General features: G+C 63.5%; 23 protein-coding genes. 12 read left to right on the top strand and 11 right to left on the bottom strand.

Features of this window, described 5'->3' with window-relative positions:
* The first annotated feature begins 42 nt into the window (after positions 1 to 42).
* Positions 43 to 546: a CoxG family protein gene (locus tag BHD06_RS07060; protein WP_080456278.1), complete on the top strand. Its 504-nt coding sequence runs from the start codon at positions 43 to 45 to the stop codon at positions 544 to 546.
* An 85-nt stretch (positions 547 to 631) separates the two neighbouring features.
* On the opposite strand, the gene BHD06_RS07055 is transcribed toward BHD06_RS07060, so the two are convergent.
* Positions 632 to 1,342, bottom strand: coding sequence for an SGNH/GDSL hydrolase family protein (locus tag BHD06_RS07055; RefSeq protein ID WP_254892335.1), 711 nt, complete (start codon positions 1,340 to 1,342; stop codon positions 632 to 634).
* Positions 1,343 to 1,558: 216 nt separating this feature from the next.
* On the opposite strand from BHD06_RS07055, the gene BHD06_RS07050 reads away from it, so the two are divergent.
* The 10 genes from BHD06_RS07050 to BHD06_RS07000 all read left to right on the top strand — a co-directional run bounded on the left by BHD06_RS07050 (position 1,559) and on the right by BHD06_RS07000 (position 10,720).
* Positions 1,559 to 2,488 (top strand): ABC transporter ATP-binding protein, encoded by a 930-nt coding sequence (locus BHD06_RS07050; RefSeq protein WP_080456276.1) that lies wholly within the window; start codon positions 1,559 to 1,561, stop codon positions 2,486 to 2,488.
* Entirely contained in the window at positions 2,485 to 3,246 is a 762-nt protein-coding gene (locus BHD06_RS07045) for an ABC transporter permease (RefSeq protein WP_080456275.1), read from the top strand. Before BHD06_RS07050 ends, BHD06_RS07045 begins: the two co-directional genes overlap by 4 nt.
* A gap of 88 nt (positions 3,247 to 3,334) precedes the next feature.
* Positions 3,335 to 4,132 (top strand): S49 family peptidase, encoded by a 798-nt coding sequence (locus BHD06_RS07040; protein WP_080456274.1) that lies wholly within the window; start codon positions 3,335 to 3,337, stop codon positions 4,130 to 4,132.
* A gap of 168 nt (positions 4,133 to 4,300) precedes the next feature.
* Positions 4,301 to 5,266, top strand: a complete 966-nt coding sequence (locus BHD06_RS07030) for a calcium/sodium antiporter (protein ID WP_080456272.1) — start codon at positions 4,301 to 4,303, stop codon at positions 5,264 to 5,266.
* 13 nt (positions 5,267 to 5,279) lie between these two features.
* Complete coding sequence (locus BHD06_RS07025) at positions 5,280 to 6,059, top strand: SDR family oxidoreductase (protein WP_080456271.1); 780 nt, start codon at positions 5,280 to 5,282, stop codon at positions 6,057 to 6,059.
* Positions 6,060 to 6,356: 297 nt separating this feature from the next.
* Entirely contained in the window at positions 6,357 to 8,225 is a 1,869-nt protein-coding gene (uvrC, locus tag BHD06_RS07020; RefSeq protein WP_080456270.1) for an excinuclease ABC subunit UvrC, read from the top strand.
* Between the two features lie 131 nt (positions 8,226 to 8,356).
* Positions 8,357 to 9,022, top strand: coding sequence for a CDP-diacylglycerol--glycerol-3-phosphate 3-phosphatidyltransferase (gene pgsA, locus BHD06_RS07015; protein ID WP_080456269.1), 666 nt, complete (start codon positions 8,357 to 8,359; stop codon positions 9,020 to 9,022).
* On the top strand, positions 9,022 to 9,267 hold the full coding sequence (gene moaD, locus BHD06_RS07010) for a molybdopterin converting factor subunit 1 (protein WP_080456268.1): 246 nt from the start codon (positions 9,022 to 9,024) through the stop codon (positions 9,265 to 9,267). Before pgsA ends, moaD begins: the two co-directional genes overlap by 1 nt.
* Positions 9,268 to 9,282: 15 nt before the next feature.
* Positions 9,283 to 9,723: a molybdenum cofactor biosynthesis protein MoaE gene (locus tag BHD06_RS07005; RefSeq protein ID WP_080456267.1), complete on the top strand. Its 441-nt coding sequence runs from the start codon at positions 9,283 to 9,285 to the stop codon at positions 9,721 to 9,723.
* 244 nt (positions 9,724 to 9,967) lie between these two features.
* Positions 9,968 to 10,720, top strand: a complete 753-nt coding sequence (locus BHD06_RS07000) for a Hint domain-containing protein (RefSeq protein WP_080456266.1) — start codon at positions 9,968 to 9,970, stop codon at positions 10,718 to 10,720.
* Positions 10,721 to 10,726: 6 nt separating this feature from the next.
* On the opposite strand, the gene speB is transcribed toward BHD06_RS07000, so the two are convergent.
* From speB to BHD06_RS06980, 4 genes are all read right to left on the bottom strand, one after another.
* Positions 10,727 to 11,695, bottom strand: coding sequence for an agmatinase (speB, locus tag BHD06_RS06995; protein WP_080456265.1), 969 nt, complete (start codon positions 11,693 to 11,695; stop codon positions 10,727 to 10,729).
* On the bottom strand, positions 11,692 to 12,456 hold the full coding sequence (locus BHD06_RS06990; RefSeq protein WP_080456264.1) for a C40 family peptidase: 765 nt from the start codon (positions 12,454 to 12,456) through the stop codon (positions 11,692 to 11,694). The genes speB and BHD06_RS06990 overlap by 4 nt, the downstream gene beginning before the upstream one ends.
* Positions 12,457 to 12,461: 5 nt before the next feature.
* A complete protein-coding gene (locus BHD06_RS06985; protein ID WP_080456263.1) occupies positions 12,462 to 13,841 on the bottom strand; it encodes a M17 family metallopeptidase in 1,380 nt (459 codons plus the stop codon).
* Positions 13,842 to 13,920: 79 nt separating this feature from the next.
* The gene (locus BHD06_RS06980) at positions 13,921 to 14,301 is read right to left on the bottom strand and encodes a hypothetical protein (RefSeq protein WP_176214299.1); all 381 of its coding nucleotides are present in this window, start codon (positions 14,299 to 14,301) and stop codon (positions 13,921 to 13,923) included.
* Between the two features lie 164 nt (positions 14,302 to 14,465).
* Between BHD06_RS06980 and BHD06_RS06975 the strand changes: the two genes are divergently transcribed.
* A complete protein-coding gene (locus BHD06_RS06975; protein ID WP_080456261.1) occupies positions 14,466 to 15,116 on the top strand; it encodes a carbonic anhydrase in 651 nt (216 codons plus the stop codon).
* Positions 15,117 to 15,216: 100 nt separating this feature from the next.
* On the opposite strand, the gene BHD06_RS06970 is transcribed toward BHD06_RS06975, so the two are convergent.
* The 6 genes from BHD06_RS06970 to BHD06_RS06945 all read right to left on the bottom strand — a co-directional run bounded on the left by BHD06_RS06970 (position 15,217) and on the right by BHD06_RS06945 (position 22,754).
* A complete protein-coding gene (locus BHD06_RS06970; protein ID WP_080456260.1) occupies positions 15,217 to 17,412 on the bottom strand; it encodes a 3-hydroxyacyl-CoA dehydrogenase NAD-binding domain-containing protein in 2,196 nt (731 codons plus the stop codon).
* Positions 17,413 to 17,427: 15 nt separating this feature from the next.
* On the bottom strand, positions 17,428 to 18,639 hold the full coding sequence (locus BHD06_RS06965; RefSeq protein WP_080456324.1) for an acetyl-CoA C-acetyltransferase: 1,212 nt from the start codon (positions 18,637 to 18,639) through the stop codon (positions 17,428 to 17,430).
* 14 nt (positions 18,640 to 18,653) lie between these two features.
* Complete coding sequence (locus tag BHD06_RS06960; protein ID WP_080456259.1) at positions 18,654 to 19,289, bottom strand: glutathione S-transferase family protein; 636 nt, start codon at positions 19,287 to 19,289, stop codon at positions 18,654 to 18,656.
* Positions 19,290 to 19,557: 268 nt separating this feature from the next.
* Positions 19,558 to 20,691, bottom strand: coding sequence for an acyl-CoA dehydrogenase family protein (locus BHD06_RS06955; protein WP_080456258.1), 1,134 nt, complete (start codon positions 20,689 to 20,691; stop codon positions 19,558 to 19,560).
* Between the two features lie 25 nt (positions 20,692 to 20,716).
* Positions 20,717 to 20,929: a hypothetical protein gene (locus BHD06_RS06950; protein WP_080456257.1), complete on the bottom strand. Its 213-nt coding sequence runs from the start codon at positions 20,927 to 20,929 to the stop codon at positions 20,717 to 20,719.
* 46 nt (positions 20,930 to 20,975) lie between these two features.
* Complete coding sequence (locus BHD06_RS06945) at positions 20,976 to 22,754, bottom strand: acyl-CoA dehydrogenase C-terminal domain-containing protein (RefSeq protein WP_080456256.1); 1,779 nt, start codon at positions 22,752 to 22,754, stop codon at positions 20,976 to 20,978.
* Between the last annotated feature and the right edge of the window lie 30 nt (positions 22,755 to 22,784).

Raw genomic sequence — 22,784 nt, 5'->3', positions numbered from 1 at the left:
CTGGGTTAGGCTCGGTCCGATGAACAGGGAGGAACCAGCCAGATGAAGATGAGCGACAACCGTGAGATCAAGGCCGACCGCGCCACCGTCTGGGCGGCGCTGCTCAGCCCCGAGGTACTCAAGGAATGCGTGCCCGGCGCGCAGGAGGTGACCGGCACGCCCGAAGACGGGTTCGAGGCGGTGGTGACGCAGAAAGTCGGCCCGGTGAAGGCCACGTTCAAGGGTGGCGTAACGCTGTCGAACATGGTCGAGTTGGAGAGTCTGACGCTGACCGGCGAGGGCAAGGGCGGGGCTGCGGGCTATGCCAAGGGATCGGCCGATGTACGGCTCGAGGAGATCGAGGACGGCACCCGGCTGAGTTATGATGTAGAGGCCAATGTCGGCGGCAAGCTGGCGCAACTGGGCAGCCGCATCGTCGATGGCTTTGCCAAGCGGATGGCCGACCAGTTCTTCACCCGGCTGGAAGAGGTGATCGAAGGCCCATCCGAGGACGACCCCGAGCCGGAGGCCGAGAAGAAAGGCTGGCTGAAGCGGCTGATCAGCTAGGGCGCGGCATCGCCACCGCAACCACGCCGTGCCAGGCGCGACACGGCTTTTGCAAAAGCTGTGTCCGGTACCCCGCGGTTCACCGTCACTCCATCGACGCGCGATTGCGCGACACCACCTGAGGTGCCTCTGCCGCGATGATCTGCGCGACCCGCGCACCGATCTCGCGGCTGGCCTTGACCGAGGGGTGAATGCGGTCGATGGCGTGATAGCTCAGGTCGCCATGCGGCACCATGTCGGCCAGGGGCACGAAATGCAGGCCCCGGTCGAGCGCGGCGAGGCGTGCCATGCGGCGGTCGAACTCGTCGCCTTCATCGGCGCAATGCTCGATCGGGGAATTCACACCCGGCGTGCGCAGATAGCCGACATAGATCACCCGCGCCCCGTCATGGCGCAGCCGGGACAAGAGGCCGGGGATCACCCCGCGCCGACCATCCCGCGAGACCATCCGATTCATCCGCCGTTCGCACCGATTGCAGCCGCAGCCCAGCCACAGATCGTTGCCGCCACCACTGAGCACGACCCAATCCCAGTTGCCGGGCTGGTACTGCTTGCGGATATTGAGCCCGATGGCCCCGCTGATCGGCAACCGGTAGAAATACCGCGCCCCGCCCATGGCACGGTCGGTCACCCGTGCCCCGGTCATGCGCCGCAGCGTCGCCGACACCGCGCGCCCGGTCAGTTTGTGCATTGCCAAGAGCGAATCGCCCATCACCAGAATACGGGGGGCCTCTTGCCCCTGTGCCAAGGCGGGTGACCCGGTCAAACCAAGGGCCAGCAGAATCGTCGCGATCATATGTCGTATCATTTTCAAGCCTCTTCACCTTTCACGGATCGGACGCCCCCAGGCGCCAGTTCTAGCAGGCTCGCATCAAAGGTTTAAGAAAATCCCAAAGAACACACTGTTCACCACCGCGCTATGATCGCGCCGCACAGAACGGCCTGCGAGAACGAACATTGCACTCAGGCACCGAACCTCTAGGGTCGCGCCCGGACAACAAGGAATGATCAGATGAACGCGATCGTCACCGTGGACCAGCTGAGCAAGACCTACAAAGACGGCTTTCAGGCGCTCCGCGACGTCTCTCTGGATATAGAAGAGGGCGAAATTCTCGCCCTGCTCGGCCCCAATGGCGCGGGCAAGACCACGCTCATTTCGGCGCTCTGCGGCATCACCACGCCAACCGCTGGACAGGCCCGCGTCGGCGGGCATGACATCGTCACCGGCTACCGTGCCGCGCGCGCGATGATCGGCCTCGTGCCGCAGGAAATCGCGCTTGAGCCGTTCGAGAAAGTGATCAACACCGTGCAATTCTCGCGCGGTCTATTCGGCAAGTCGCGCGATGATACGCTGGTCGAGCGGGTGCTGCGGCAACTCTCGCTCTGGGACAAGCGCAACAACCGCATCCGCGAATTGTCGGGCGGGATGAAACGCCGCGTGCTCATTGCCAAGGCGCTGTGCCACGAGCCGCGCGTGCTGTTTCTCGACGAGCCGACGGCGGGCGTCGATGTGGAACTGCGCCGCGACATGTGGGAGGTGGTGCGCGGTCTCAAGGAAAGTGGCGTCACCATCATCCTGACCACGCATTACCTGGAAGAGGCCGAGGCGATGGCCGACCGCATTGCCGTCATCAACCGGGGCGAGATACTGCTGGTCGAGAACAAGGCCGATCTGATGCGCCGGATGGGCCGCAAGACCCTGCAGATCGACCTTGCGGAACCGGTCGCAGCAGTGCCCGCAACGCTTGCGCAATACGCGCTGGAACTGGCCCATGACGGGCATGCGCTGCTCTATCATTACGACACCGGCGGAGAGCGGACGGGCATCACCCGGCTGTTGCAGGCGCTGGCAGAGGAAGGGCTGAACGTGCGCGACATCGAGACCCGGCAGAGCAGTCTGGAAGAGATTTTCGTGGGCCTTGTGCGGGAGGATGCAGCATGAACCTGCACGCCATCAGGGCCATCTATGTCTATGAGATGAAGCGGTTTTTCCGCACGATCTTTGAATCACTCCTGTCCCCGGTGATTTCCACCACGCTTTATTTCGTGGTCTTCGGCGCCGCCATCGGCAGCCGTATCGAGGAGGTCGAGGGCGTCAGCTATGGCGCCTTCATCGTGCCCGGTCTGATCATGCTCAGCGTCATGACACAGGCCATTTCCAACGCCTCGTTCGGCATCTATTTCCCGAAATTCATCGGCACGATTTTTGAGCTTCTCTCGGCCCCCATCAACTTTTTCGAAATCGTTCTGGGCTATGTCGGGGCGGCGGCGACGAAATCGCTGCTCATCGGCGGGGTGATACTGATCACTGCCGGGTTCTTTGTCGATCTCGACATTCAGCACCCCGTGATGATGGTCGCCTTTCTGGTGATGATCTGCGTGAGCTTCGCGCTCTTCGGCTTCATCATCGGCATCTGGTCGGAGAATTTCCAGCAATTGCAGCTGATCCCGCTTCTGGTGATCACGCCGCTGGTGTTCCTCGGGGGGGCCTTCTACTCGGTCTCGATGCTGCCCGAGGGCTGGCAGACGGTGACGCTCTTCAACCCGGTGGTCTACCTGATCTCGGGTTTTCGCTGGTCGTTCTTCGGCGTGGCCGATGTGAGCGTGGGCCTGAGCCTTGCCGCCATCGGGCTGTTCTTCGCGCTCTGCCTCGGGGTGGTCTGGTGGATCTTCAAGACCGGCTACCGGATCAAGTCCTGAGCACTCCGCGTGACCTTTTTCACGCTGGGCGCTCTCAGTTGGTCCATGCGCCTTGTTTGTGTGCCCCTCGCACTCTACATCGGGGCGCATGAAGCATCTGATCCCCTTCCTTAACCGTAAGCCCACGGTGGCGGTCATACGCCTTCAGGGCGTGATCGGCGCAGGCGGGCGCGCGCAACTCAGTGACGAGGCGCTTGGCCCGGTGATAGAAAAGGCGTTCTCGCGGGGCAAGCCCAAAGCAGTGGCGCTGGTGATCAACTCGCCCGGCGGCTCGCCGGTGCAAAGTTCGCTTATCGCGGCGCGAATCCGCAGGCTGGCGACGGAAAAGGAAATCCCCGTGCATGCCTTCGTCGAGGACGTCGCGGCCTCGGGCGGCTACTGGCTGGCGGTTGCGGCTGACGACATCTGGGTCGATGACAGCTCGATCCTCGGCTCTATCGGGGTGATTTCGGCGGGTTTTGGCGCGCAGGTCTTCCTGTCGCGCCAGGGGATCGAGCGGCGCGTCTACACCGCCGGCAAATCCAAGAGCACGCTCGACCCTTTCCTGCCGGAAAAGCCCGAGGATGTGAAACGGCTCAAGGGGCTGCTGGGACAGATTCACGAGGCCTTCATCGCCCATGTCAAGGCCCGGCGCGGCGCAAAACTGGCCGATGACCCGGACATCTTCACCGGTGAATTCTGGCTCGGGCAGCGCAGCATTGACCTTGGCCTTGCCGATGGCATCGGGCATCTGATGCCCAAGATGAAAGAGCTATACGGCGACAAGGTGCGCTTTGCCAAATACGGCCGCAAGCGCGGGCTGCTCTCACGTTTCGGTGCCACGCTCGCACAGGATGCACTGAGCGCGGTCGAGGAACGGGCCAGCTATGCCCGGTTCGGTCTTTGATATGGTGGTAAAGATCGTCGTTCTTTTCCTCGTGGCCATGGGCGTTCTAGCAATGTTCGGAAAGTTGCGCTTTCCCGGTCAGAAGCGGCTGGCGGCGGCCAAGTGCCGCAAATGCGGCCGCTATCGTATCGGAAAGGGGCCCTGCTCCTGCGAAAAGGGACGCAAACCATGATGCCATGGCTCATGGTGGCGCTTGGGCTCGTGATCCTTCTGCTGGCCGGCGATGCGCTGGTGAAGGGTGCGGTCAACCTCAGCCTGCGGCTGGGCATCCCGGCGCTGATCGTCAGCCTCACGGTTGTGGCCTTCGGCACCTCCGCACCGGAACTGCTTATTTCGGTGAACGCGGTTCTGAACGACAAGGCGGGGCTGGCGCTTGGCAACGTCGTGGGCTCGAACACCGCGAACGTGCTCTTGGTGCTGGGCATTCCGGCGATCCTGTCGGTGCTGCACACAAGCGGCTGCCAATGCGGCAAATCCTACCTGCAAATGCTGGGCGCGAGCGTGCTGTTCATCGCGCTGGCCCTTCGCGGATCGTTCGACTGGATCGCGGGGCTGATCCTGCTGGCAGCACTGGGGCTGATGCTGGGCGACGCCCTGCGCGACGCGCTCAGCCACCGGCGCGATGCGGCGATCAAGGCATTGTCCGAGGTGGATTTCATCGATGATGTCGAAGGCGCCGACCCCGACATGCCGTGGTGGCAGATCGTCACCTTTCTGGTGCTCGGCCTCGTCGGCCTGCCGCTTGGGGCGGATATCCTCGTCGATAATGCCTCCATCCTCGCGCTGCGCTATGGCATCAGCGAGGCGGCGATCGGGCTGACGCTTGTCGCGCTCGGGACCTCGCTGCCGGAACTGGCCACCACAGTGATGGCGGCGCTGCGCAAACAGGCCGATGTGGCACTTGGCAACGTGATCGGCTCGAACATGTTCAACCTGCTTGCCATCATCGGGATCACCGCGCTGATCGGCGACGTGCCGGTCACGTCCGAATTCCTGAATTTCGATCTCTGGGTGATGCTGGCGGCGTCGCTTGTCCTCATCCCCTTCGTGTTTCTCGGGCGAGACATTGGCAAGCTCTGGGGCATCCTGTTGACCTCGGCCTATGTGGGCTATGTAGCAATCGTGTTGACATAAGCGAGGGCAAGGCATGACACGTGGGCTGGTGACAGGGGCAGGCAAGCGACTGGGCCGCGCGATGGCGCTGGAACTGGCACGGCATGGTCAGGATGTGGCGATCCATTATGCCACCTCGGCACAGGATGCCGAGGATGTCGCGGCAGAGGTCCGCGCGCTCGGGCGGCAGGCGGTCACCCTTCAGGCCGATCTGCTGGACGAAGCACAAGTCACACCGCTGGTCGCCCGCGCCGCGGAGGCGCTCGGCGGGCCGGTCACCACCCTGATCAACAACGCTTCGATCTTTGAATATGACACGATCGACAGCGCGACCCGGCAGGGCTGGGACCGGCATATCGAAAGCAACCTGCGCGCGCCCTTCGTTCTGACGCAGGAACTGGCGCGGCAGGTCCCCGACCCGATCCCGGACGAGAACGGCGAGCCGCGCGCGCAGGGACTGGTCGTCAACATGATCGACCAGCGGGTGCGCAAGCTGACGCCCGAGTTCATGAGTTACACCATCGCCAAGATGGGCCTCTGGGCCTTTACGCAGACGGCGGCACAGGCCCTCGCTCCCCGGCTGCGTGTCAATGCCATCGGTCCGGGCCCCACCTTGCAGGGCCATCGCCAGAGCGACACGCATTTCGCCAACCAGCGACAGGCGACGATTCTTCGACGCGGGGCCAACGCGGCGGACATCACCGGTGCGCTCGCCTACCTGCTCAATGCCCCCGGCGTGACCGGACAATTGATCTGCGTCGATGGTGGTCAGCATCTAGGCTGGCAGACCCCTGATGTTCTTGGGGTTGAGTAGGAAAGATAAAGCTCGCAGAGAAGTTTTGCACCGGTCGCGCTTCCGTTACGTAAGCGTTACAAAAATGCCAATGTTTTCAATCACCTGTTCCAGTTTAAGTTATTTATATCGTGAAATCAGTAACTTGACTTTATGCCTAAATTTTAGGCATTTTTGGGAAGCCTGCCGAAATCAAAGAAAATTTCCGGCTCACGAAAACTTATAAGCAGAGTTATCCACAGGAATGGTGGAAAGCTTCCCCCTTGCTCTTGGTCTTATATCATTGCAGCACGGCACGAGAATCATATCTGGAAACATATGCCCGACACTGACCCGCACTCCCCTCCCGAATCCGGCCCCGACGTGATCCGGGGCTATCTGCGCACGCTCGACGCCTCGCCGGGCGTTTACCGCATGCTCGATGCGCAGGCGCGGGTGCTTTACGTCGGCAAGGCGCGCAACCTGCGGGCGCGGGTTTCGAACTATGCCCGGCCCACGGGCCATACCGGGCGCATCGCGCGGATGATCCGCGAGACCGCGTCGATGATGTTCCTCACCACCTCGACCGAAACCGAGGCGCTGCTGCTCGAACAGAACCTCATCAAGCAGCTCAAGCCGCGCTACAACGTCCTTTTGCGCGACGACAAGAGCTTTCCCAACATTCTCGTCACCGCACACGACTACCCGATGATCAAGAAACATCGCGGGGCCAAGCGCGACAAGGGCAGCTATTACGGCCCCTTCGCCAGTGCGGGCGCGGTCAACCGGACGCTGGCGCAGTTGCAGCGCGTCTTTCAGCTGCGCAACTGCAACGACGCCATGTTCGAAAGCCGCACGCGCCCCTGTCTGCAATACCAGATCAAGCGCTGCACCGCGCCTTGCGTCGGCAAGATTTCCAAGGCCGAATATGCCACACAGGTGCGCGACGCCGAACGCTACCTCTCGGGCCGCTCCACCGAGATACAGGAAAAGCTGGCCGCAGAGATGTCAGAGGCCGCAGAGGCCATGGAATACGAACGCGCCGCCGCCCTGCGCGACCGGATCAAGGCGCTGACGCAGGTGCAGACCGCGCAGGGCATCAACCCCCGCACCGTGACCGAGGCGGACGTGATAGCACTCCACCTCGACAATGGGCAGGCCTGCGTGCAGGTGTTCTTCATCCGCGCCGGACAGAACTGGGGCAACCGCGATTTCTATCCCCGCGTCGGCCCGGATGTCGAGGAACCCGAGGTGCTAGAGGCCTTCATCGGCCAGTTCTACGACAGCAAGGAACCGCCCCGAGCGCTGATCCTGTCGCATGATCTGGAAAACCCCGACCTGATGCAGCACGCACTGACCGAAAAGCTGGGCCGAAAGGTGACACTTACCGTACCGCTGCGCGGCGAAAAGGCCGAACTCATTGACGCCGCCCTGCGCAACGCGCGCGAGAGCCTCGCCCGCAAGATGGCCGAGAGCGCGACCCAAGGCAAACTGCTCAGGGGCCTCGCCGAAGCATTCGGTCTCGACGCCCCGCCGCAACGGATCGAGGTCTATGACAACAGCCACATCCAGGGCACCAACGCCGTCGGCGCGATGATCGTGGCGGGCCCCGAGGGGATGATGAAGAACCACTATCGCAAATTCAACATCAAGGGCGACGGCCTGACCCCCGGCGACGATTTCGGCATGATGAAAGAGGTGCTCACGCGCCGCTTCAAACGCCTTCTGAAAGAAGACCCCGACCGCAGCCACGGCCAATGGCCTGACCTGCTGCTGATCGATGGCGGCGCGGGACAGGTCAGCGCGGTGGCCGGCATCATGCGCGAGATGGGGGTCGAGGATATCCCAATGGTAGGTGTGGCCAAGGGCGTGGACCGCGATCACGGCAAGGAAGAATTTCACCGCACCGGCAAGCGGCCCATGGCGCTGCGCCGGGGCGATCCGGTGCTCTATTTCATCCAGCGGCTGCGCGACGAGGCGCACCGCTTCGCCATCGGCACGCATCGCGCCAAACGCGCCAAATCCATCTCCGCCACCCCGCTTGACGAGGTGCCCGGCGTCGGTGCCGCCCGCAAACGCGCGCTGCTCGCGCATTTCGGATCGGCCAAGGCGGTGAGCCGCGCCAATCTCGCCGACCTCAAGGCGGTAGAGGGCGTGTCGGACCGGCTTGCGCAAAAGCTCTTCGACTTCTTCCACGAGCGGGGATGACCGGGCGACTGTCATCCTCCCCCTGCCCCGTCGTCTTCGGGCTTGATCCGAGGATGACGAGAGGCCCGAAGATGACGGCAAACTCCGAAACCCGCGCTTTCCCTCGCCAATTGCTCAGGTTAGAATGGGGCATGACATGGACCTTGCCGAATATCCTGACCATGCTGCGCCTGCTTGCGGCCCCCGCCGTGGCGGTGATGTTTCTCTATTTTACGCGGCCTTATGCCGACTGGTTCGCGCTCGTTCTGTTTGTCAGTGCCGCGATCACCGACTGGTTTGACGGCTATCTGGCGCGCAGCTGGAAACAGGTGAGCCGGATCGGCACCATGCTCGACCCGATCGCCGACAAGGCGATGGTGGTGATCGCGCTGATGGTGATCGTCGGCTATTCCTCGATGTCGCCCTGGCTGGTGCTGCCCGCGACGGTGATTCTCTTCCGGGAGGTTTTCGTCTCGGGCCTGCGGGAATATCTTGGCGATACGGCAGGCACGCTCAAGGTCACGAAACTGGCCAAGTGGAAGACTACGGCGCAGATGATCGCCATTGCCGTGCTCTTTGCGCAGGGTGTGTTCGAGCATTACTTCGGCATGTCGGTCTTCGGCATGGACAATGAAATCGTGACGGACATTCTCGCCGAACGCACCGAGGATCTTCACAATCTCTGGTGGAAATACCACGGCATGGTCTGGGCCGGGCATTTGGGCATCTGGCTCTTGTGGCTGGCCTCCGGGCTGACACTGATCACAGGCGTGGACTACCTGCGCAAGGCCACGCCGCATCTGAAGGATGAACACTGATGGATGTGCTTTATTTCGCATGGGTGCGCGAACGCATCGGCCATCCCAAGGACCGGGTGGACAGCGCCCCCGCAACGGTGATGGACCTTGTCGAGGAATTGCGCGCGCGCGAGGATCGCTATGCGGCGGCCTTCTCCGACCTCTCGGCGCTGCGCGTCGCGGTCGATCAGGAATTGCGGGATTTCGACGCGCCCCTCTCGGGTGCGCGTGAGGTGGCGTTCTTTCCACCGATGACCGGCGGATGACCGGGGGCTGAGACGATGGATATCCGCGTGCAAGAAGCACCCTTCGACCTCGGGGCCGAGGCCAATGCCTTTGCCGCGCGCCAGGTGGGGATGGGCGCGGTCGTGACCTTCACCGGCATCGTCCGCGACCTTGGCGGCGATCTGACGGCGATGGAAATCGAACATTACCCAAGCATGACCGAAAAGGCCCTGCGCGCCATCGCCGACGAGGCCGCAAGCCGCTGGCAGATCGGCGACGCGCTGATCCTGCACCGCCACGGTCGCCTTGCCCCCGACGACATGATCATGATGGTCGCCACCGCGTCGCGCCACCGCAGTGATGCGTTTCAGGCGGCAGAATTCCTGATGGACTATCTCAAATCCCGCGCCCCCTTCTGGAAAAAGGAAGTGACAGAGGCAGGTGCCGATTGGGTCGCCGCCCGGGACGAGGACGAGGACGCGCTCAGCCGCTGGTGACCCGGGCAGGCCCGAACGATTCGCGCCCCGGAGTCGAATTGTGGCGGAATCACCCCCATCGCGTGAACAAAGCTTGCAACGCTTCGGGATTTTTCGCACGGGCCGGACAATCCTTGCCAAAACTTGACCTAACGGTATCCGTGGCGCAGAACTGTCCTCACCAAGTGAACAGATTTTGTCCATCTGTCGTTGTCGGTGGGGGCCGACGCGGTTGTGACAGCCTTGCATATTGAGGTGCCACAGCATGACCATCCCCCGCCTGACGCCACAGGGCGTTGCCGAAGCGCAGCCCGTCGCTCGCCACCATCTGACCGAACACACACGCCGCTATCACGCGCTTTGGCTTGATCGGTTCGGTGCCATCCAGGAAACCGAGCAAGACGCCCCCGCCACCCCGCCGTTCGAAGCCGCGCATTCCGCCTTCGTCCGGGGCACGCTGGTCAGCACACCCCGCGGGCCGCTGGCGGTGGAGGATCTGCTGCCGGGTGACAAGGTGCTGTCCGTGAACAACGGGCCGCTGGCCGTGCACTGGATCGGCTCGATGACGATGCATCCCGACGGCGCCCCCGGCCCCACCCGCAAGCTGACCCGGATCATGGCCGATGCCTTCGGCATCAATCGTCCGCTCTCGGACTTGATGACCGGGCCCGGTGCCAGGTTGCTCAGCCGTCCGCGCCACCTGCGCGACCGGCTGGGATCGGATCACGTGCTGACGCCGCCGCATGCGATGGCCGACGGACATGGCGCGGTTTGCATCACCCCACGTCAGCCGGTCACGCTCTACCACCTGTGCCTGCGGCGACATGCGGTGATCTGCGTGAACGGGCTTCAGGCAGAGAGCTACCATCCCGGCACCGGGCTTGATCGCGCTCTGGACGCCAGACAACTGCGCCAGTTCCTGTCGCTCTTCCCGCATATCCGCGACCTGCGTGATTTCGGACCGCTGGCGCATCTGCGCCTGCCGCTGGACGCGCCGGAAACCCTCGATCTCGCCTGAGCGGCGTCAGCCCCGCGCAACCTGCCCCGCCATGACGCAGAGCAGTTCGAACATGATCGACGCGCCCAGAAACGCGGTGTTGCCCGACGCATCGAAGGGCGGCGAGACCTCGACCAGATCGGCCCCCACGATCCTGACGCCCTCCAGCCCGCGCACCACCTGCAAAGCCTGGTAGCTGTTTGGCCCGCCCACCTCGGGCGTGCCGGTGCCGGGGGCAAAGGTCGGATCGACAAAGTCGATGTCGTAGCTCACATAAGTGTCGCCGTCTCCGGCAATCTCGCGCGCCTCTTCCATCACGTCCTCGGGGCTGCGCGCATGGAATTCCTCGATCAGGATCAGGCGGATGCCCTCGGCCGCCGCGAAATCGCGATCTTCGGTGTCATACATCGTGCCGCGTAGTCCGATCATCACCACGCGTTTGGGGTCGAGCAACCCTTCCTCGACCGCGCGGCGGAATGGGGTGCCGTGGGTATACATCGTGCCGCCGAAATACGAGTGATAGAGGTCGGTATGGCTGTCGAAATGGATCATGCCCACCGGCGCACGCCGCGCCAGCGACCGCAGCACCGGCAGCGTCGTCAGGTGATCGCCGCCCGCGGTCAGCGGCATGATGCCCGCACTGGTTACCCCGTCATAGAATTCGGTGATCCGCGCCATGCTGTCGATGATATCCGCCGGATTGGGTCCGACATCCCCCAGATCGGCGCAATTCACCGTCTCGAACGGGCGCATTCCGTTGGTGGGATGCTGCGCGCGGATCATGGTCGAGGCGTCGCGCAACTGCCGCGGCCCGTGGCGCGGCCCGGGCCGGTTGGTGGTTCCGCTGTCCCAAGGCACCCCAACGAGGCCGATCTGCACATCGTCATGGCGCGCATGCCCTTTCGGCACGTAGGGCAGGCGCATGAAGGTCGGCACCCCGGCAAAACGCGGCATCTCGAAGCCAGAGACGGGATGGAAGAAGGGATCGGAGGTCATGTCAGTCCTTTCAGTCGCTTGCGGGCTGTCACAGGGCCATCGCCCTGCGCCGCGATGCGGGAAATGGCGGCCTGCAAAGGCTCATAGGCCACCGCCATGTGATGCACATTGGCATGGAGCAGCGTGCCGGGGCCGGCGACCCAGGCCACATGCCCGCGCCAGAACAGCAGATCGCCGCGTTGCAGGGGGGCGTTCTCGGGCAGCGTCTCGCCCAGGGCACTCTCTTGATCGCCGCTATCGCCGGGGCAGGCGATGCCACAAGCCAGACAACCCGCCTGCACCAGCCCCGAACAGTCGATGCCAAACGCGGAATTGCCACCCCAGAGATAGGGCGTGCCAAGGAAAAGCTCGGCAACGCTGACAGGGTCACTCTCTCGCCCCGCCAGCGGCGCAAGGTGAGCGCGCGGCACATAACCCTGCGGTGTCTCGGCAAATCGGCCCTCCTGTGCCAGCACTTCCAGCCGCGCACCATGGCTGAGGCTCAGGCGCTCGGCGCTCTTGAAATCCGGGGCGCTATAGGCATGCGTCGCGCGGGCGCTGATCCGGTGGGTGACCCTGCCGGTGGTCAGTGCCGCCTCGGGGATATGGCCGGGATAGTCGTCGCGCCGCGCCCTGACCGCGACCCAGCCGGGAGATTTTCGTGCCAGGCCTGAGGGTGACAGCGGCGCGATCTCCACGGCCTCGCCCATCAGTAATTGCCGGTCACGCGGGCCATCCGGGGCGCGCCGCAGATCGACAAGGGGCCAACCGATGAGAGGCATGTCACTCACAAGCCCAACACCTCGGGCAGCGCCTCAAGCAAGGCCCGCGCGCCCATGCCGACACCGCCCTTGGGCCGCGCCGGGGCCGCCGTCGGCGTCCAGCCATAGATGTCGAAATGGCTGTAATTGAGCCCGCCTGCAAAGCGGCGCAGGAAAAGCGCGGCGGTGATAGAGCCTGCAAACCCGCCCGAGGGCGCGTTGTCGAGATCGGCAATCCCCGGCTCGATCATCGCCTCATAAGGGGTGTGGAACGGCAGGCGCCAGACCGGATCGGCGATGCGCGCAGCTGCGGCTTCCAGCGTCACGGCAAAGCCCGCATCGTCTGTGTAATAGGGCGAGAGATCCGGCCCGAGCGCCACCCGCGCCGCGCCGGTGAGCGTCGCCATCGAGACCATCAAATCGGGGCTCTCTTCCGCCCCATAGGCCAGTGCATCGGCCAGCACCAAACGCCCCTCGGCATCGGTATTGTTGACCTCGACGGTCATGCCGTTGCGCGCGGTCAGGATGTCGCCGGGGCGAAAGGCATTGCCCGCAACCGCGTTTTCCACCGCCGGGATCAGCACCCGCAGCCGCAGCCGCAGATCGAGCGCCATGATCATATGCGCCAGTCCCAGAACCGTGGCCGCGCCACCCATGTCCTTTTTCATCAGCCCCATGGATGCGCCGGGCTTGAGGTTGAGCCCGCCGGTGTCGAAACAGACGCCCTTGCCAACAAGGGTCAGATTGGGCCCGCTTTCGCCCCATGTCATCTCGATCAGGCGCGGCGCCTGTGCGGCGGCGCGTCCAACGGTGTGGATCAGTGGAAAGTTCTGTTCCAGCAGATCCGCGCCGCGCGTACAGGTGAGCCGCGCGCCCTGTTGATCGGCGATGGCATGGCACGCAGCCTCCAGAGCGTCGGGGCCGAGATCGTTGGCCGGGGTGTTGATCAGGTCGCGGGTCAGCGCCTCGCCTGCCGCGATCACCTCCAGCCGCGCGGCATCGACGCCCTCGGGTGCCACCAGCCGCGCCTTGGCCGGGCTTTGCTCGCGGTAGCGTTCATAGGCATAATGCGACAGCAGCCAGCCAAGCGCCTCGGTCTCGGCCGCGCCCTCGGGCAACCCCTCCAGCCGATAGGTACCCTCGGGCAGGGCCGATGCCACGCCCGCCAGATGAAACCGGCCCCGGGCGCGCGATGTGGCGTTGCCATAACCCGCAATTGCCAAGGCGATGCCACCCGCCTCGTCCGGCACGGCGAGCGCCCGACCAAGCGCAGCGGTAAAGCCCATGGCCCGCACCCAGGACGCGACCTGCGGGGGCTGCGCGTCGAGCCAATCCGCAAGCGCGTCCGCCTCCACCACATGCAGCGGGATGGCGGGGATGTCGGAGGCGGCGAATGTGAGGCTCATATGGGCGGACCTTTTCCAATGGCTGTTCCCCGCCAGCCTAGCCCCGATTGCGCCGCCTGCAACCGCCAAATCGCCCTTCTCAAAAGGGCGTGTTCTGTGCCTCCCAGATATCGCAGAGCGAGCGTTCGCCAATCCGCAAGAGCCGTGCGAAGGTGGCGGCGAGCGCATTGTGATCGCCCGCGTCAATCGAGCCCGTCACATCCCCCGCCACCCGCGCCAGCAACGCCATGCCGATCTGATCGGCGATGGCGATCAGGCTACGGCTGCTCTTGCGCATCTCGCCCAACCGGCCGTCGCGGTAGAATCGCTCGGCCTGGCCAAGCCGCGCCGCCAGTTCCTCGAGCGCGCGGCACACCACGTCCTCAGCGTTGGTTTCGCCCAATTCCAGATAAAGCGCCTCCAGCCGGTCGGCATCGAGCCGCACGCATTCGTGCTGTTGCAGCACCGTCGGTTGTTCCACGTTGTTCACCTTCTCACCCGCTTGTCGTCCCTTGGCCCCCACGGCGCGGTCGAGAATGGCATCTGCGCGGTTGCCAAAAGGTTTCCGCGTCCGCGAATTATAGCTCGAATTCGAGATGAATACCGATTATCCAGCCGAGAGCCGCCCCAAGCGCCGGAGAGATCATGGATTACGCCCGCCCCCTGCCGACCTATCTCGTGCACCGCTTCCACGGCTGGAAGGCCACCAGCTATACGGAAAACCAGGCATGGTATCGGCACCTTGCCCAACAGGGCCAGCATCCGCGCGCGATGGTGATTTCCTGCTGCGATTCACGCGTTCATGTCACCTCGATCTTCGGCGCGGACCAGGGCGAATTCTTCATTCACCGCAACATCGCCAACCTCGTGCCGCCCTACGTGACCGACGGCGCGCAGCACGGCACCTCGGCGGCGGTAGAGTTCGCGGTGACCGCGCTCAAGGTGGCGCATCTGATCGTCATCGGCCATTCGGCCTGCGGCGGCGTCAAGGGTTGCCAGCAGATGTGCGCGGGCCATGCGCCGGAACTGGAGGAACAGACCAGTTTCGTGGGCCGCTGGCTCGATATCCTGCGGCCCGGCTACGAGCGGGTCAAGGATATGGGCGACGAGACGGCACAGCTCAACGCCCTGGAGAAACAGGCGGTGATGGTGTCGCTGGAAAACCTGATGAGCTTTCCCTTCGTCGAGACGGCGGTGGCCTCGGGCGAGTTGACGCTTCACGGGCTCTGGCACGAAATCGGCAGCGGTTCGCTGGAACAGTATAGCGCTAGCCAAGGCGGTTTCGTGCCGCTGTGACGCCCCCCGGGTGCCACCCTGTGGCAGGCCAGGGATTTTGAGTATTTTTACCATAAAGAAACCCCGCGCGCCCGGTTGGAGCACGCGGGGCTTTTTTCTTTTACGCAGCCCGTGACTGCTGGCCGAACCGGGCATAGAATCCCTGGGTCTTGTCGGCCATCTCGCGCAGCAGCGCAGGCGTGGCAAAGCGCGGTCCGAACTTCGCGGCCAACTGATCACAGCGCTCGGCGGCATAGGGCGTGCCGATGATGTCGAGCCAGGCGAACGGCCCGCCCGACCACGGCGCAAAGCCCCAGGCCAGGATCGCACCCACATCACCCTCGCGGATGTCCTCCAGAACGCCGTCCTCCAGCGCACGCACCGCCTCCAGCACCTGCGCGAACATCAACCGGTGCTGTACCTCGTGCAGGTCGGGCTGCTCCTCGGCGCGGGGATATTTCTGCGCGAGGCCGTCCCAATATCCCTGACGCTTGCCCTTGTCGTCATAATCGAAGAACCCGGCATTGGCCTTGCGCCCCAGCCGCCCTTCGCCTTCCATCCAGAAGATCACCTCGTCGACGGCGGCGTCGGGATAATCGTCACCCATGGCGGATTTGGTTGCCCGCGCGATCTTGGCCCCGAGGTCGATCGAGGTCTCATCGACCAGTTGCAGCGGCCCCACCGGAAAGCCCAACTGCCGCGCCGCGTTGTCGATCAGCGCGGGGGCGACGCCCTCGGCCACCATGCGGATGCCCTCGTTGATATAAGGGATGATGCAGCGGTTGGCATAAAAGAACCGCGCGTCATTCACCACGATGGGCGTCTTGCGGATTTGCCGCACATAATCAAGCGCCTTGGCCACGGCGCGCGGTCCGGTCATCGCCCCCTTGATGATCTCGACCAGCATCATCTTCTCGACCGGCGAGAAGAAGTGGATGCCGATGAAGTTCTCAGGGGTCGCGGACGCCTTGGCCAGTTCCGTGATCGGCAGGGTCGAGGTGTTGGTGGCAAAGATGCAATCCTCGCCCGCCTCGGCCAGCGCGTTCCTGGTGGCCTCGGCCTTGACGGCGGGGTCTTCGAACACCGCCTCGATGATCAGGTCACAGCCCTTGAGCGCCGAATACTCGGTCGTGGCGGTGATCAGATCGAGCGCGGCCTGCTTCTTCTCTTCCGTGGCCTTGCCGCGCTTGATGCCCTTGTCCATGTAATCGGCGGTGTAGGATTTGCCCTTGTCGGCGGCCTCCTGTTTCTGGTCAATGAGGACAACCTCTATCCCGGCCATGGCCGAGACGAGGGCAATGCCCGCGCCCATCATGCCCGCGCCCATGACACCCACCTTACTGACGCGCTGATCCGACACATCGGGACGGTTGGCCCCCTTTTCCAGCGCCTCCTTGTTGATGAAGAGCGAGCGGATCATGGCGCTTGACGAGGGGTTCATCAGTACATTGGTGAACCAGCGCGCCTCGATTTTCAGCGCCGTATCGAACGGCACGAGCGCCCCTTCGTAGACAGCACTCAGCAGCGCCTTGGCCGCCGGAAACGCGCCTTGAGTCTTGCCATTCACCATGGCCGAGGCACCCACGAAGGTCATGAAGCCCGCCGGATGGTAGGGCGCACCGCCGGGCATCTTGTAACCCTTTTCATCCCACGGCTTGACGATGGTGGGGCTGGACAGGACCCATTCGCGAGCCTTGTCGATCAACTCATCCGCAGGCACAACCTCATCCACCACCCCGGCGGATTTGGCTTTCTTGGGGTCGTTCAGCTTGCCTTCGAGCAGCAGCGGCGAGGCCGACATCGCCCCCAGCTTGCGGACCAGCCGCGTGGTGCCGCCCGCGCCGGGGAAAATGCCGACCATGATCTCCGGCAGGCCGATCTTGGCCTTCGGATTATCGGCGGCAAAGATGCGATGACAGGCCAGCGGAATCTCAAGCCCGATGCCAAGCGCCGTGCCAGGCAGGGCGGCGGCAATCGGCTTGCCGCCCTTGTTCTTGTCGTCCATCCCCGCGCGCTCGATCTTGCGCAGGATGGCATGCATGCCCATCACGCCCTCGAAGAGGCCCTTGGCAGGCTCGTCGCCCGCATCATCCCGCATTTTGGCGATGATGTTGAGATCCATGCCCCCGGCGAAAGACCCCTCCTTGCCGGAGGTCAGGATCACGCCCTTGACGGCCTCATCGGCGAGCGCGTCGTCAATCAGCGCCTCGAGGTCGAGAAAGCCCTGTTGGTTCATCACGTTCATGGATTTGCCGGGCACGTCCCAGGTGATGATCGCGACGCCATCGGCGCCTTTTTCCATCGTGAAATCGGTCATTGTCGCAGTCTCCCCTTACACGCGTTCGATGATGGTGACGGCACCCATGCCGGAGGCCACGCAAAGAGTAGCAAGACCCACACCCTTGCCGCTGCGCTCCAGTTCATCCAGAAGCGTGCCGATGATGATCGCCCCCGAGGCCCCGAGCGGGTGGCCCATGGCAATCGCCCCGCCATTCACGTTGAGGCGCGAGTGATCCACATCGAACGCCTGCATGAAGCGCAGTACAACGGCGGAAAACGCCTCGTTCACCTCGAAGAGGTCGATATCCGAAATCGCCATGCCGCTGTCTTTCAGCGCCTTTTCGGTGGCAGGCACCGGGCCGGTCAGCATGATCGTCGGATCGGTGCCGATCTTGGTGGTCTGGCGGATGCGCGCGCGCGGGGTCAGACCCCATTTCTCGCCGAACGCCTTATTGCCCACAAGCACACCCGCAGCCCCGTCGACGATACCAGAGGAGTTACCGGCATGGTGGATGTGGTTGATCGCCTCAAGGTGCGGGTATTTAAGCTTGGCCACGGCATCAAAGCCCGGCATCACCTCGCCCATGTCCTTGAAGCTGGGCTTCAAGGATCCGAGCGATTGCATGTCGGTGCCGGGGCGCATGTACTCGTCACGACTCAAGATCGAGAGGCCATTCTGGTCCTTGACCTCGATGATCGAGCGATCAAAGCGACGGTCCTCCCAGGCGGCGGCGGCGCGGCGCTGCGATTCAACGGCGAGCGCGTCGGCGTCATCGCGGCTGAACCCGTATTCGGTGGCGATGATATCCGCCGAAATCCCCTGCGGCACGAAATAACTGTCCATGGCAATCGACGGATCAACGGCAATCGCCGCCCCGTCGCTGCCCATGGCGACGCGGCCCATCATCTCGACCCCGCCCGCGATATAGCCGTCACCGGCCCCTGCGCGCACCTGGTTGGCGGCAAGGTTCACCGCCTCCATGCCTGACGCGCAAAAACGGTTGATCGAGAGGCCGGGAATTCGCTCATCGAGATCCGAGGCCAGCACGGCCGTGCGCGCAAGGCAACCGCCCTGTTCCATCACCTGCGTGGCGTTGCCCCAGATCACATCCTCGACGGCGTGGCCGTCAAAACCGTTACGTTCCTTGAGCGCATTGAGCATATCCGCCGAGAGCCGCGCACTCGTCACCTCGTGCAGCGCGCCGTCCTTGCGGCCCTTGCCACGCGGGCTGCGCACGGCGTCGTAGATATAGGCATCTGTCATGTCGGTCTCCTTTGTCATTGCCGGTCCGACGGGTTGCCGGGCATCAGGTCATAGGGGTGTTTCCAGCCGGGCAGACCCTCGATATTCGAGAGCCACCGGTCAATCTCGAACCAATCCTTGCGGTCGAAACCGAAAGGCTCGGGGTAAAAGAGGTAGCCGCAGCAACTCAGATCGGCATTGGTCAGGTCCTCTCCCACGATCCAGTCCCGCCCCCGCAGGTGCACGTCAAGCGCGGTATAGGCGGCCTTGAGCCGCCCCTGCATGAAAGCGATCACCTCTGCCGGGCGCTTCTCCTCGGGCAGGAAGTTCATCAGGAACCGCATCATCCCGGCCTGAGAGCTGAGCTTGTGATTGTCCCAGAACATCCAGCGCATCACCTCGCGCGCCTCTTGCGGTGTCTTGCCGCCGAACTTGCCTGTCTTTTCGGTAATATACATCTGCATGACACCCGATTGCGTCAAGGTGACGTCGCCATCCACCAGCACCGGCACCTCGCCCATCACGTTGAGGTCACGAAAGTCGGCCCCGCGCGTCTCACCGCCGAAGAAATCGACGAAGACCGGTTCCCAGTCGAGACCGGAAAGCTCCAGCGCCAGCGCCGCCTTGTAGGCATTGCCGCTCTCGCCGAAGCAGTGGAGTTTGATCGTCATGGCGTAGCTCCCGTTTGCGGTGTTGGATTTGGATATTTTTGGCAAGATGAAGCAGGGGACCGTTCATCATTGATTAAGGTTAATGCGCTTTGGTGGCATGGCGTTACAGGCTGGGAAGCCGATGGACGTGCAAGGTGAAGCCCTGTCGTCGCGCCTGATGCCAATCGGCCCGCGCGTGCGGCAGGGTGGACCTCTGCCTCTTCATCTTGCCCCAAATATCCCCGCCGGAGGCATCCGGCATTTACCGTATGCGCCACTGCCCGGGCCATCACAGCGCCCTCGCGATCAGGTCTTTCATGATCTCGTTGGTGCCGCCATAGATCCGCTGCACGCGGGCATCGGCCCACATTTCGGCGATGTCATATTCCTGCATGTAGCCATAGCCGCCATGCAGTTGCAGGCACTCGTCCAGCACCTCGCCCTGCGCATCGGTCAGCCAGTATTTCGCCATCGCCGCCTTTTCGACACTCAGCTCACCGCGCATGTGCTCGGCAATGCACGCGTCCATGAAGGCGCGGCAGACGGCGGTTTTGGTCTGACATTCGGCCAGCTTGAAGCGGGTGTTCTGGAATTGCAGGATCGGCCCGCCAAAGGCCTGACGCTCCTTGGCATAGCGCACCGTGCGTTCCACCGCGCCTTCCATAGCCCCCTGCGCGCCGCAGGCGATGATCAGCCGTTCCTGCGGCAGTTGCTCCATCATCTGGTAAAAGCCGCGCCCCTCTTCGCCGCCTAGGATGTTCTCGGGCGGGATTTCCACGTTGTCGAAGAACAGTTCCGACGTGTCGCCCGCATGCAGCCCGACCTTTTCAAGGTTGCGCCCGCGTGCAAAGCCCGTGGCCCCTTCGGTCTCGACCACGACGAGCGAGATGCCCTTGGCGCCTTCCCTGGGGTCGGTCTTGGCCGCGACTATGATCAGGTCGGCGTGCTGCCCGTTGGTGATGAAGGTCTTCTGCCCCGACAGGCGATAGGCGTTGCCGTCGCACAGCGCGCGGGTCTTGATGCCCTGCACATCCGATCCGGCGGCGGGCTCGGACATGGCGAGCGCACCCACCATTTCGCCCGAGACCATCTTCGGCAGCCATGTCCGCTTCTGCTCTTCACTGCCATAGGCGAGGATGTAATGCGCAACGATGCCGGAATGGATCGGATTGCCCCAGCTTGCCAGATTGGCGCGGCTCTGTTCCAGACAGATCACCGCCTCATGCCCGAAATCGCCGCCCGCACCGCCATATTCCTCGGGGATCGAGGGGCAGAGCAGACCTAGCTCGCCCGCCTCAAGCCATGTCTCGCGGTCCATGATCCCGGCCTTGCGCCAGCGCGCGTAATGCGGGCGCCATTCATCATTGATGAATTTCGCCGTCATCTCGCCGAGCATCCGGTGCTCGTCCGTCATCCATGTCATCGCCGGGCCTCCCGTCCCTGAATGGTCAGCGTTTGCGCGCCTCAAGCTCCGAATTGAAGATCCTGAGCCGATGCGCGAACGTGTCCTCGTCGATCACGCTGTCGAAATTCTCAAAGAGAAAGGACAGTGCCTCGCCCTCATCAAGCCCCGCCTCCTGGCTGAACTTGCGCAACCGGCGGTAACCATCCTCGGTCATCGCCGCGTTGAAGCGGCGCGTCAGGCGAAAGCGTTTCGGCATCGTTTACTCCTCCTCCCGTAGGGTGGGATTCCACCCCACCCCGTTATCAGAACGCCTCGGCGTCAAGCTCCATCACCGGCTCCGCACCGCTCTCGATGCGGGCAAGGTGCAGCGCGGTCGCGGGCAGGCGGCGTTTCATGTAGAAACGGCCCGTCGCCAGCTTGGTGCGATAGAACGCCTCGTCCGAGGTGCCCACCTCCAGCGCCGCATGCGCGGCCTTGGCCATCCGCGCCCACATCAGCCCAAGACAGACATGGCCGAAAAGGTGCATGAAGTCATACGACCCGGCAAGCGCCGCGTTGGGGTTCTTCATGCCGTTCTGCATGAAGAACATCGCCGAGGCCTGCAAATCCTTCGAGGCCGCCTTGAGCGGGTCGAGGAAGTCGTTCTTCAACGCCTCGTCGCCCTCGTTCTCCTTGATAAACGTCTTGACCATCTCGAAGAACGCCATCACGTGACGGCCTGAATCCTGCGCCAGCTTGCGCCCCACCAGGTCGAGCGCCTGCACGCCGTTGGCCCCCTCGTAGATCATCGCGATACGGGCGTCGCGGGTGAATTGCGACATGCCCCATTCCTCGATATAGCCATGCCCGCCATAGACCTGCTGCGCCAGCACGGTCATGTCATAGCCCTGATCGGTCAGAAACCCCTTGATCACCGGCGTCATCAGCGAGATCAGCCCCTCGGCATCCGCATCCCCGCCGCGATGCGACCGGTCGATGAGTTCCGCGCCCCAGAGCATGAAGGCGCGCGCGCCCTCGATAAAGCTTTTCTGATCCATCAGCGAGCGGCGGATATCGGGATGCACGATCAGCGGATCGGCGGGGCCGTCGGGGTTCTTGACCCCGGTCACAGCGCGGCCCTGAAGCCGGTCCTTGGCATAGGCGAGCGCGTTCTGATAGGCGACCTCGGCCTGCGCCAGCCCCTGCATGCCAACGCCGATCCGCGCTTCGTTCATCATCGTGAACATGGCGCGCATGCCCTTGTGCTCTTCGCCCAAGAGCCAGCCGGTCGCCCCGTCATAGTTCATCACGCAGGTCGAATTGCCGTGGATGCCCATCTTCTCTTCGATCTTGCCGCAGGTCACGCCGTTGCGATCGCCGAGGCTACCGTCTTCCTTGACCAGGAATTTCGGCACGATGAAGAGCGACACGCCCTTGATCCCCTCGGGCCCGCCGGGGATTTTGGCCAGCACCAGATGGATGATGTTGTCGGCCATGTCATGCTCGCCCGACGAGATAAAGATCTTCTGACCCGTCAGCTTGAAACTGCCATCGTCCTGCGGTTCGGCCTTGGTCCGCATCAGGCCCAGATCGGTGCCGCAATGCGGCTCCGTCAGGTTCATCGTGCCGGTCCACTCGCAGGCGAACATATTGGGCAGATAAGTGTCTTTCTGCTGGTCCGAGCCATGCGCAAGGATCGCTGAGGCCGCGCCATGGGTCAGGCCCTGATACATGGTAAACGCCTGATTGGCACCCGAGAACATCTCGCCCACGGCGGTGCCCAGCACGTAAGGCATGTTCTGCCCGCCATACTCCTCGGGCAGATCGAGCGCGGTCCAGCCGCCCTCGCGCACCTGATCAAAGGCAGCCTTGAAGCCCTTGGGCGTGCGCACCACGCCGTTTTCCAGAACGCAGCCCTCACTATCGCCGACCGGGTTCAGCGGCGACAGCACTTCCGAGGAAATCTTGCCCGCCTCTTCCAGAACCGCGCTGGTGAAATCGCGGTCGAGTTCGGCATAGCCCGGCGTGTCCTGCTCTGACACGTTCAGCACGTCATGCAGGATGAATTGCATATCGCGGGTCGGTGCGGTGTAGCTTGGCATCTGGTTCTCTCTCCCTAAAGAATAGCCGGG

The organism is Roseovarius sp. A-2 (assembly GCF_002072155.1).
GTDB lineage: Bacteria > Pseudomonadota > Alphaproteobacteria > Rhodobacterales > Rhodobacteraceae > Roseovarius.
Note: the sequence above shows the minus strand (reverse complement) of the source record. Positions and strands in the feature narration are given on the sequence as shown.

Excerpts from the sequence above, each read along its gene's own strand:
- BHD06_RS07025 (WP_080456271.1), top strand. The coding sequence starts at position 5,280 with ATGACACGTGGGCTGGTGACAGGGGCAGGCAAGCGACTGGGCCGCGCG.
- BHD06_RS07055 (WP_254892335.1), bottom strand. The coding sequence starts at position 1,342 with ATGATCGCGACGATTCTGCTGGCCCTTGGTTTGACCGGGTCACCCGCC.
- BHD06_RS06950 (WP_080456257.1), bottom strand. The coding sequence starts at position 20,929 with ATGCCGAAACGCTTTCGCCTGACGCGCCGCTTCAACGCGGCGATGACC.
- speB (WP_080456265.1), bottom strand. The coding sequence starts at position 11,695 with ATGACCTCCGATCCCTTCTTCCATCCCGTCTCTGGCTTCGAGATGCCG.
- BHD06_RS07030 (WP_080456272.1), top strand. The coding sequence starts at position 4,301 with ATGATGCCATGGCTCATGGTGGCGCTTGGGCTCGTGATCCTTCTGCTG.
- BHD06_RS06960 (WP_080456259.1), bottom strand. The coding sequence starts at position 19,289 with ATGACGATCAAACTCCACTGCTTCGGCGAGAGCGGCAATGCCTACAAG.
- BHD06_RS07000 (WP_080456266.1), top strand. The coding sequence starts at position 9,968 with ATGACCATCCCCCGCCTGACGCCACAGGGCGTTGCCGAAGCGCAGCCC.
- BHD06_RS06985 (WP_080456263.1), bottom strand. The coding sequence starts at position 13,841 with ATGAGCCTCACATTCGCCGCCTCCGACATCCCCGCCATCCCGCTGCAT.
- BHD06_RS06955 (WP_080456258.1), bottom strand. The coding sequence starts at position 20,691 with ATGACATGGATGACGGACGAGCACCGGATGCTCGGCGAGATGACGGCG.
- BHD06_RS07040 (WP_080456274.1), top strand. The coding sequence starts at position 3,335 with ATGAAGCATCTGATCCCCTTCCTTAACCGTAAGCCCACGGTGGCGGTC.
- moaD (WP_080456268.1), top strand. The coding sequence starts at position 9,022 with ATGGATGTGCTTTATTTCGCATGGGTGCGCGAACGCATCGGCCATCCC.
- BHD06_RS06965 (WP_080456324.1), bottom strand. The coding sequence starts at position 18,639 with ATGACAGATGCCTATATCTACGACGCCGTGCGCAGCCCGCGTGGCAAG.
- pgsA (WP_080456269.1), top strand. The coding sequence starts at position 8,357 with ATGACATGGACCTTGCCGAATATCCTGACCATGCTGCGCCTGCTTGCG.
- BHD06_RS07060 (WP_080456278.1), top strand. The coding sequence starts at position 43 with ATGAAGATGAGCGACAACCGTGAGATCAAGGCCGACCGCGCCACCGTC.
- BHD06_RS07050 (WP_080456276.1), top strand. The coding sequence starts at position 1,559 with ATGAACGCGATCGTCACCGTGGACCAGCTGAGCAAGACCTACAAAGAC.
- BHD06_RS07045 (WP_080456275.1), top strand. The coding sequence starts at position 2,485 with ATGAACCTGCACGCCATCAGGGCCATCTATGTCTATGAGATGAAGCGG.
- uvrC (WP_080456270.1), top strand. The coding sequence starts at position 6,357 with ATGCCCGACACTGACCCGCACTCCCCTCCCGAATCCGGCCCCGACGTG.
- BHD06_RS06970 (WP_080456260.1), bottom strand. The coding sequence starts at position 17,412 with ATGACCGATTTCACGATGGAAAAAGGCGCCGATGGCGTCGCGATCATC.
- BHD06_RS06990 (WP_080456264.1), bottom strand. The coding sequence starts at position 12,456 with ATGCCTCTCATCGGTTGGCCCCTTGTCGATCTGCGGCGCGCCCCGGAT.
- BHD06_RS07005 (WP_080456267.1), top strand. The coding sequence starts at position 9,283 with ATGGATATCCGCGTGCAAGAAGCACCCTTCGACCTCGGGGCCGAGGCC.
- BHD06_RS06945 (WP_080456256.1), bottom strand. The coding sequence starts at position 22,754 with ATGCCAAGCTACACCGCACCGACCCGCGATATGCAATTCATCCTGCAT.
- BHD06_RS06975 (WP_080456261.1), top strand. The coding sequence starts at position 14,466 with ATGGATTACGCCCGCCCCCTGCCGACCTATCTCGTGCACCGCTTCCAC.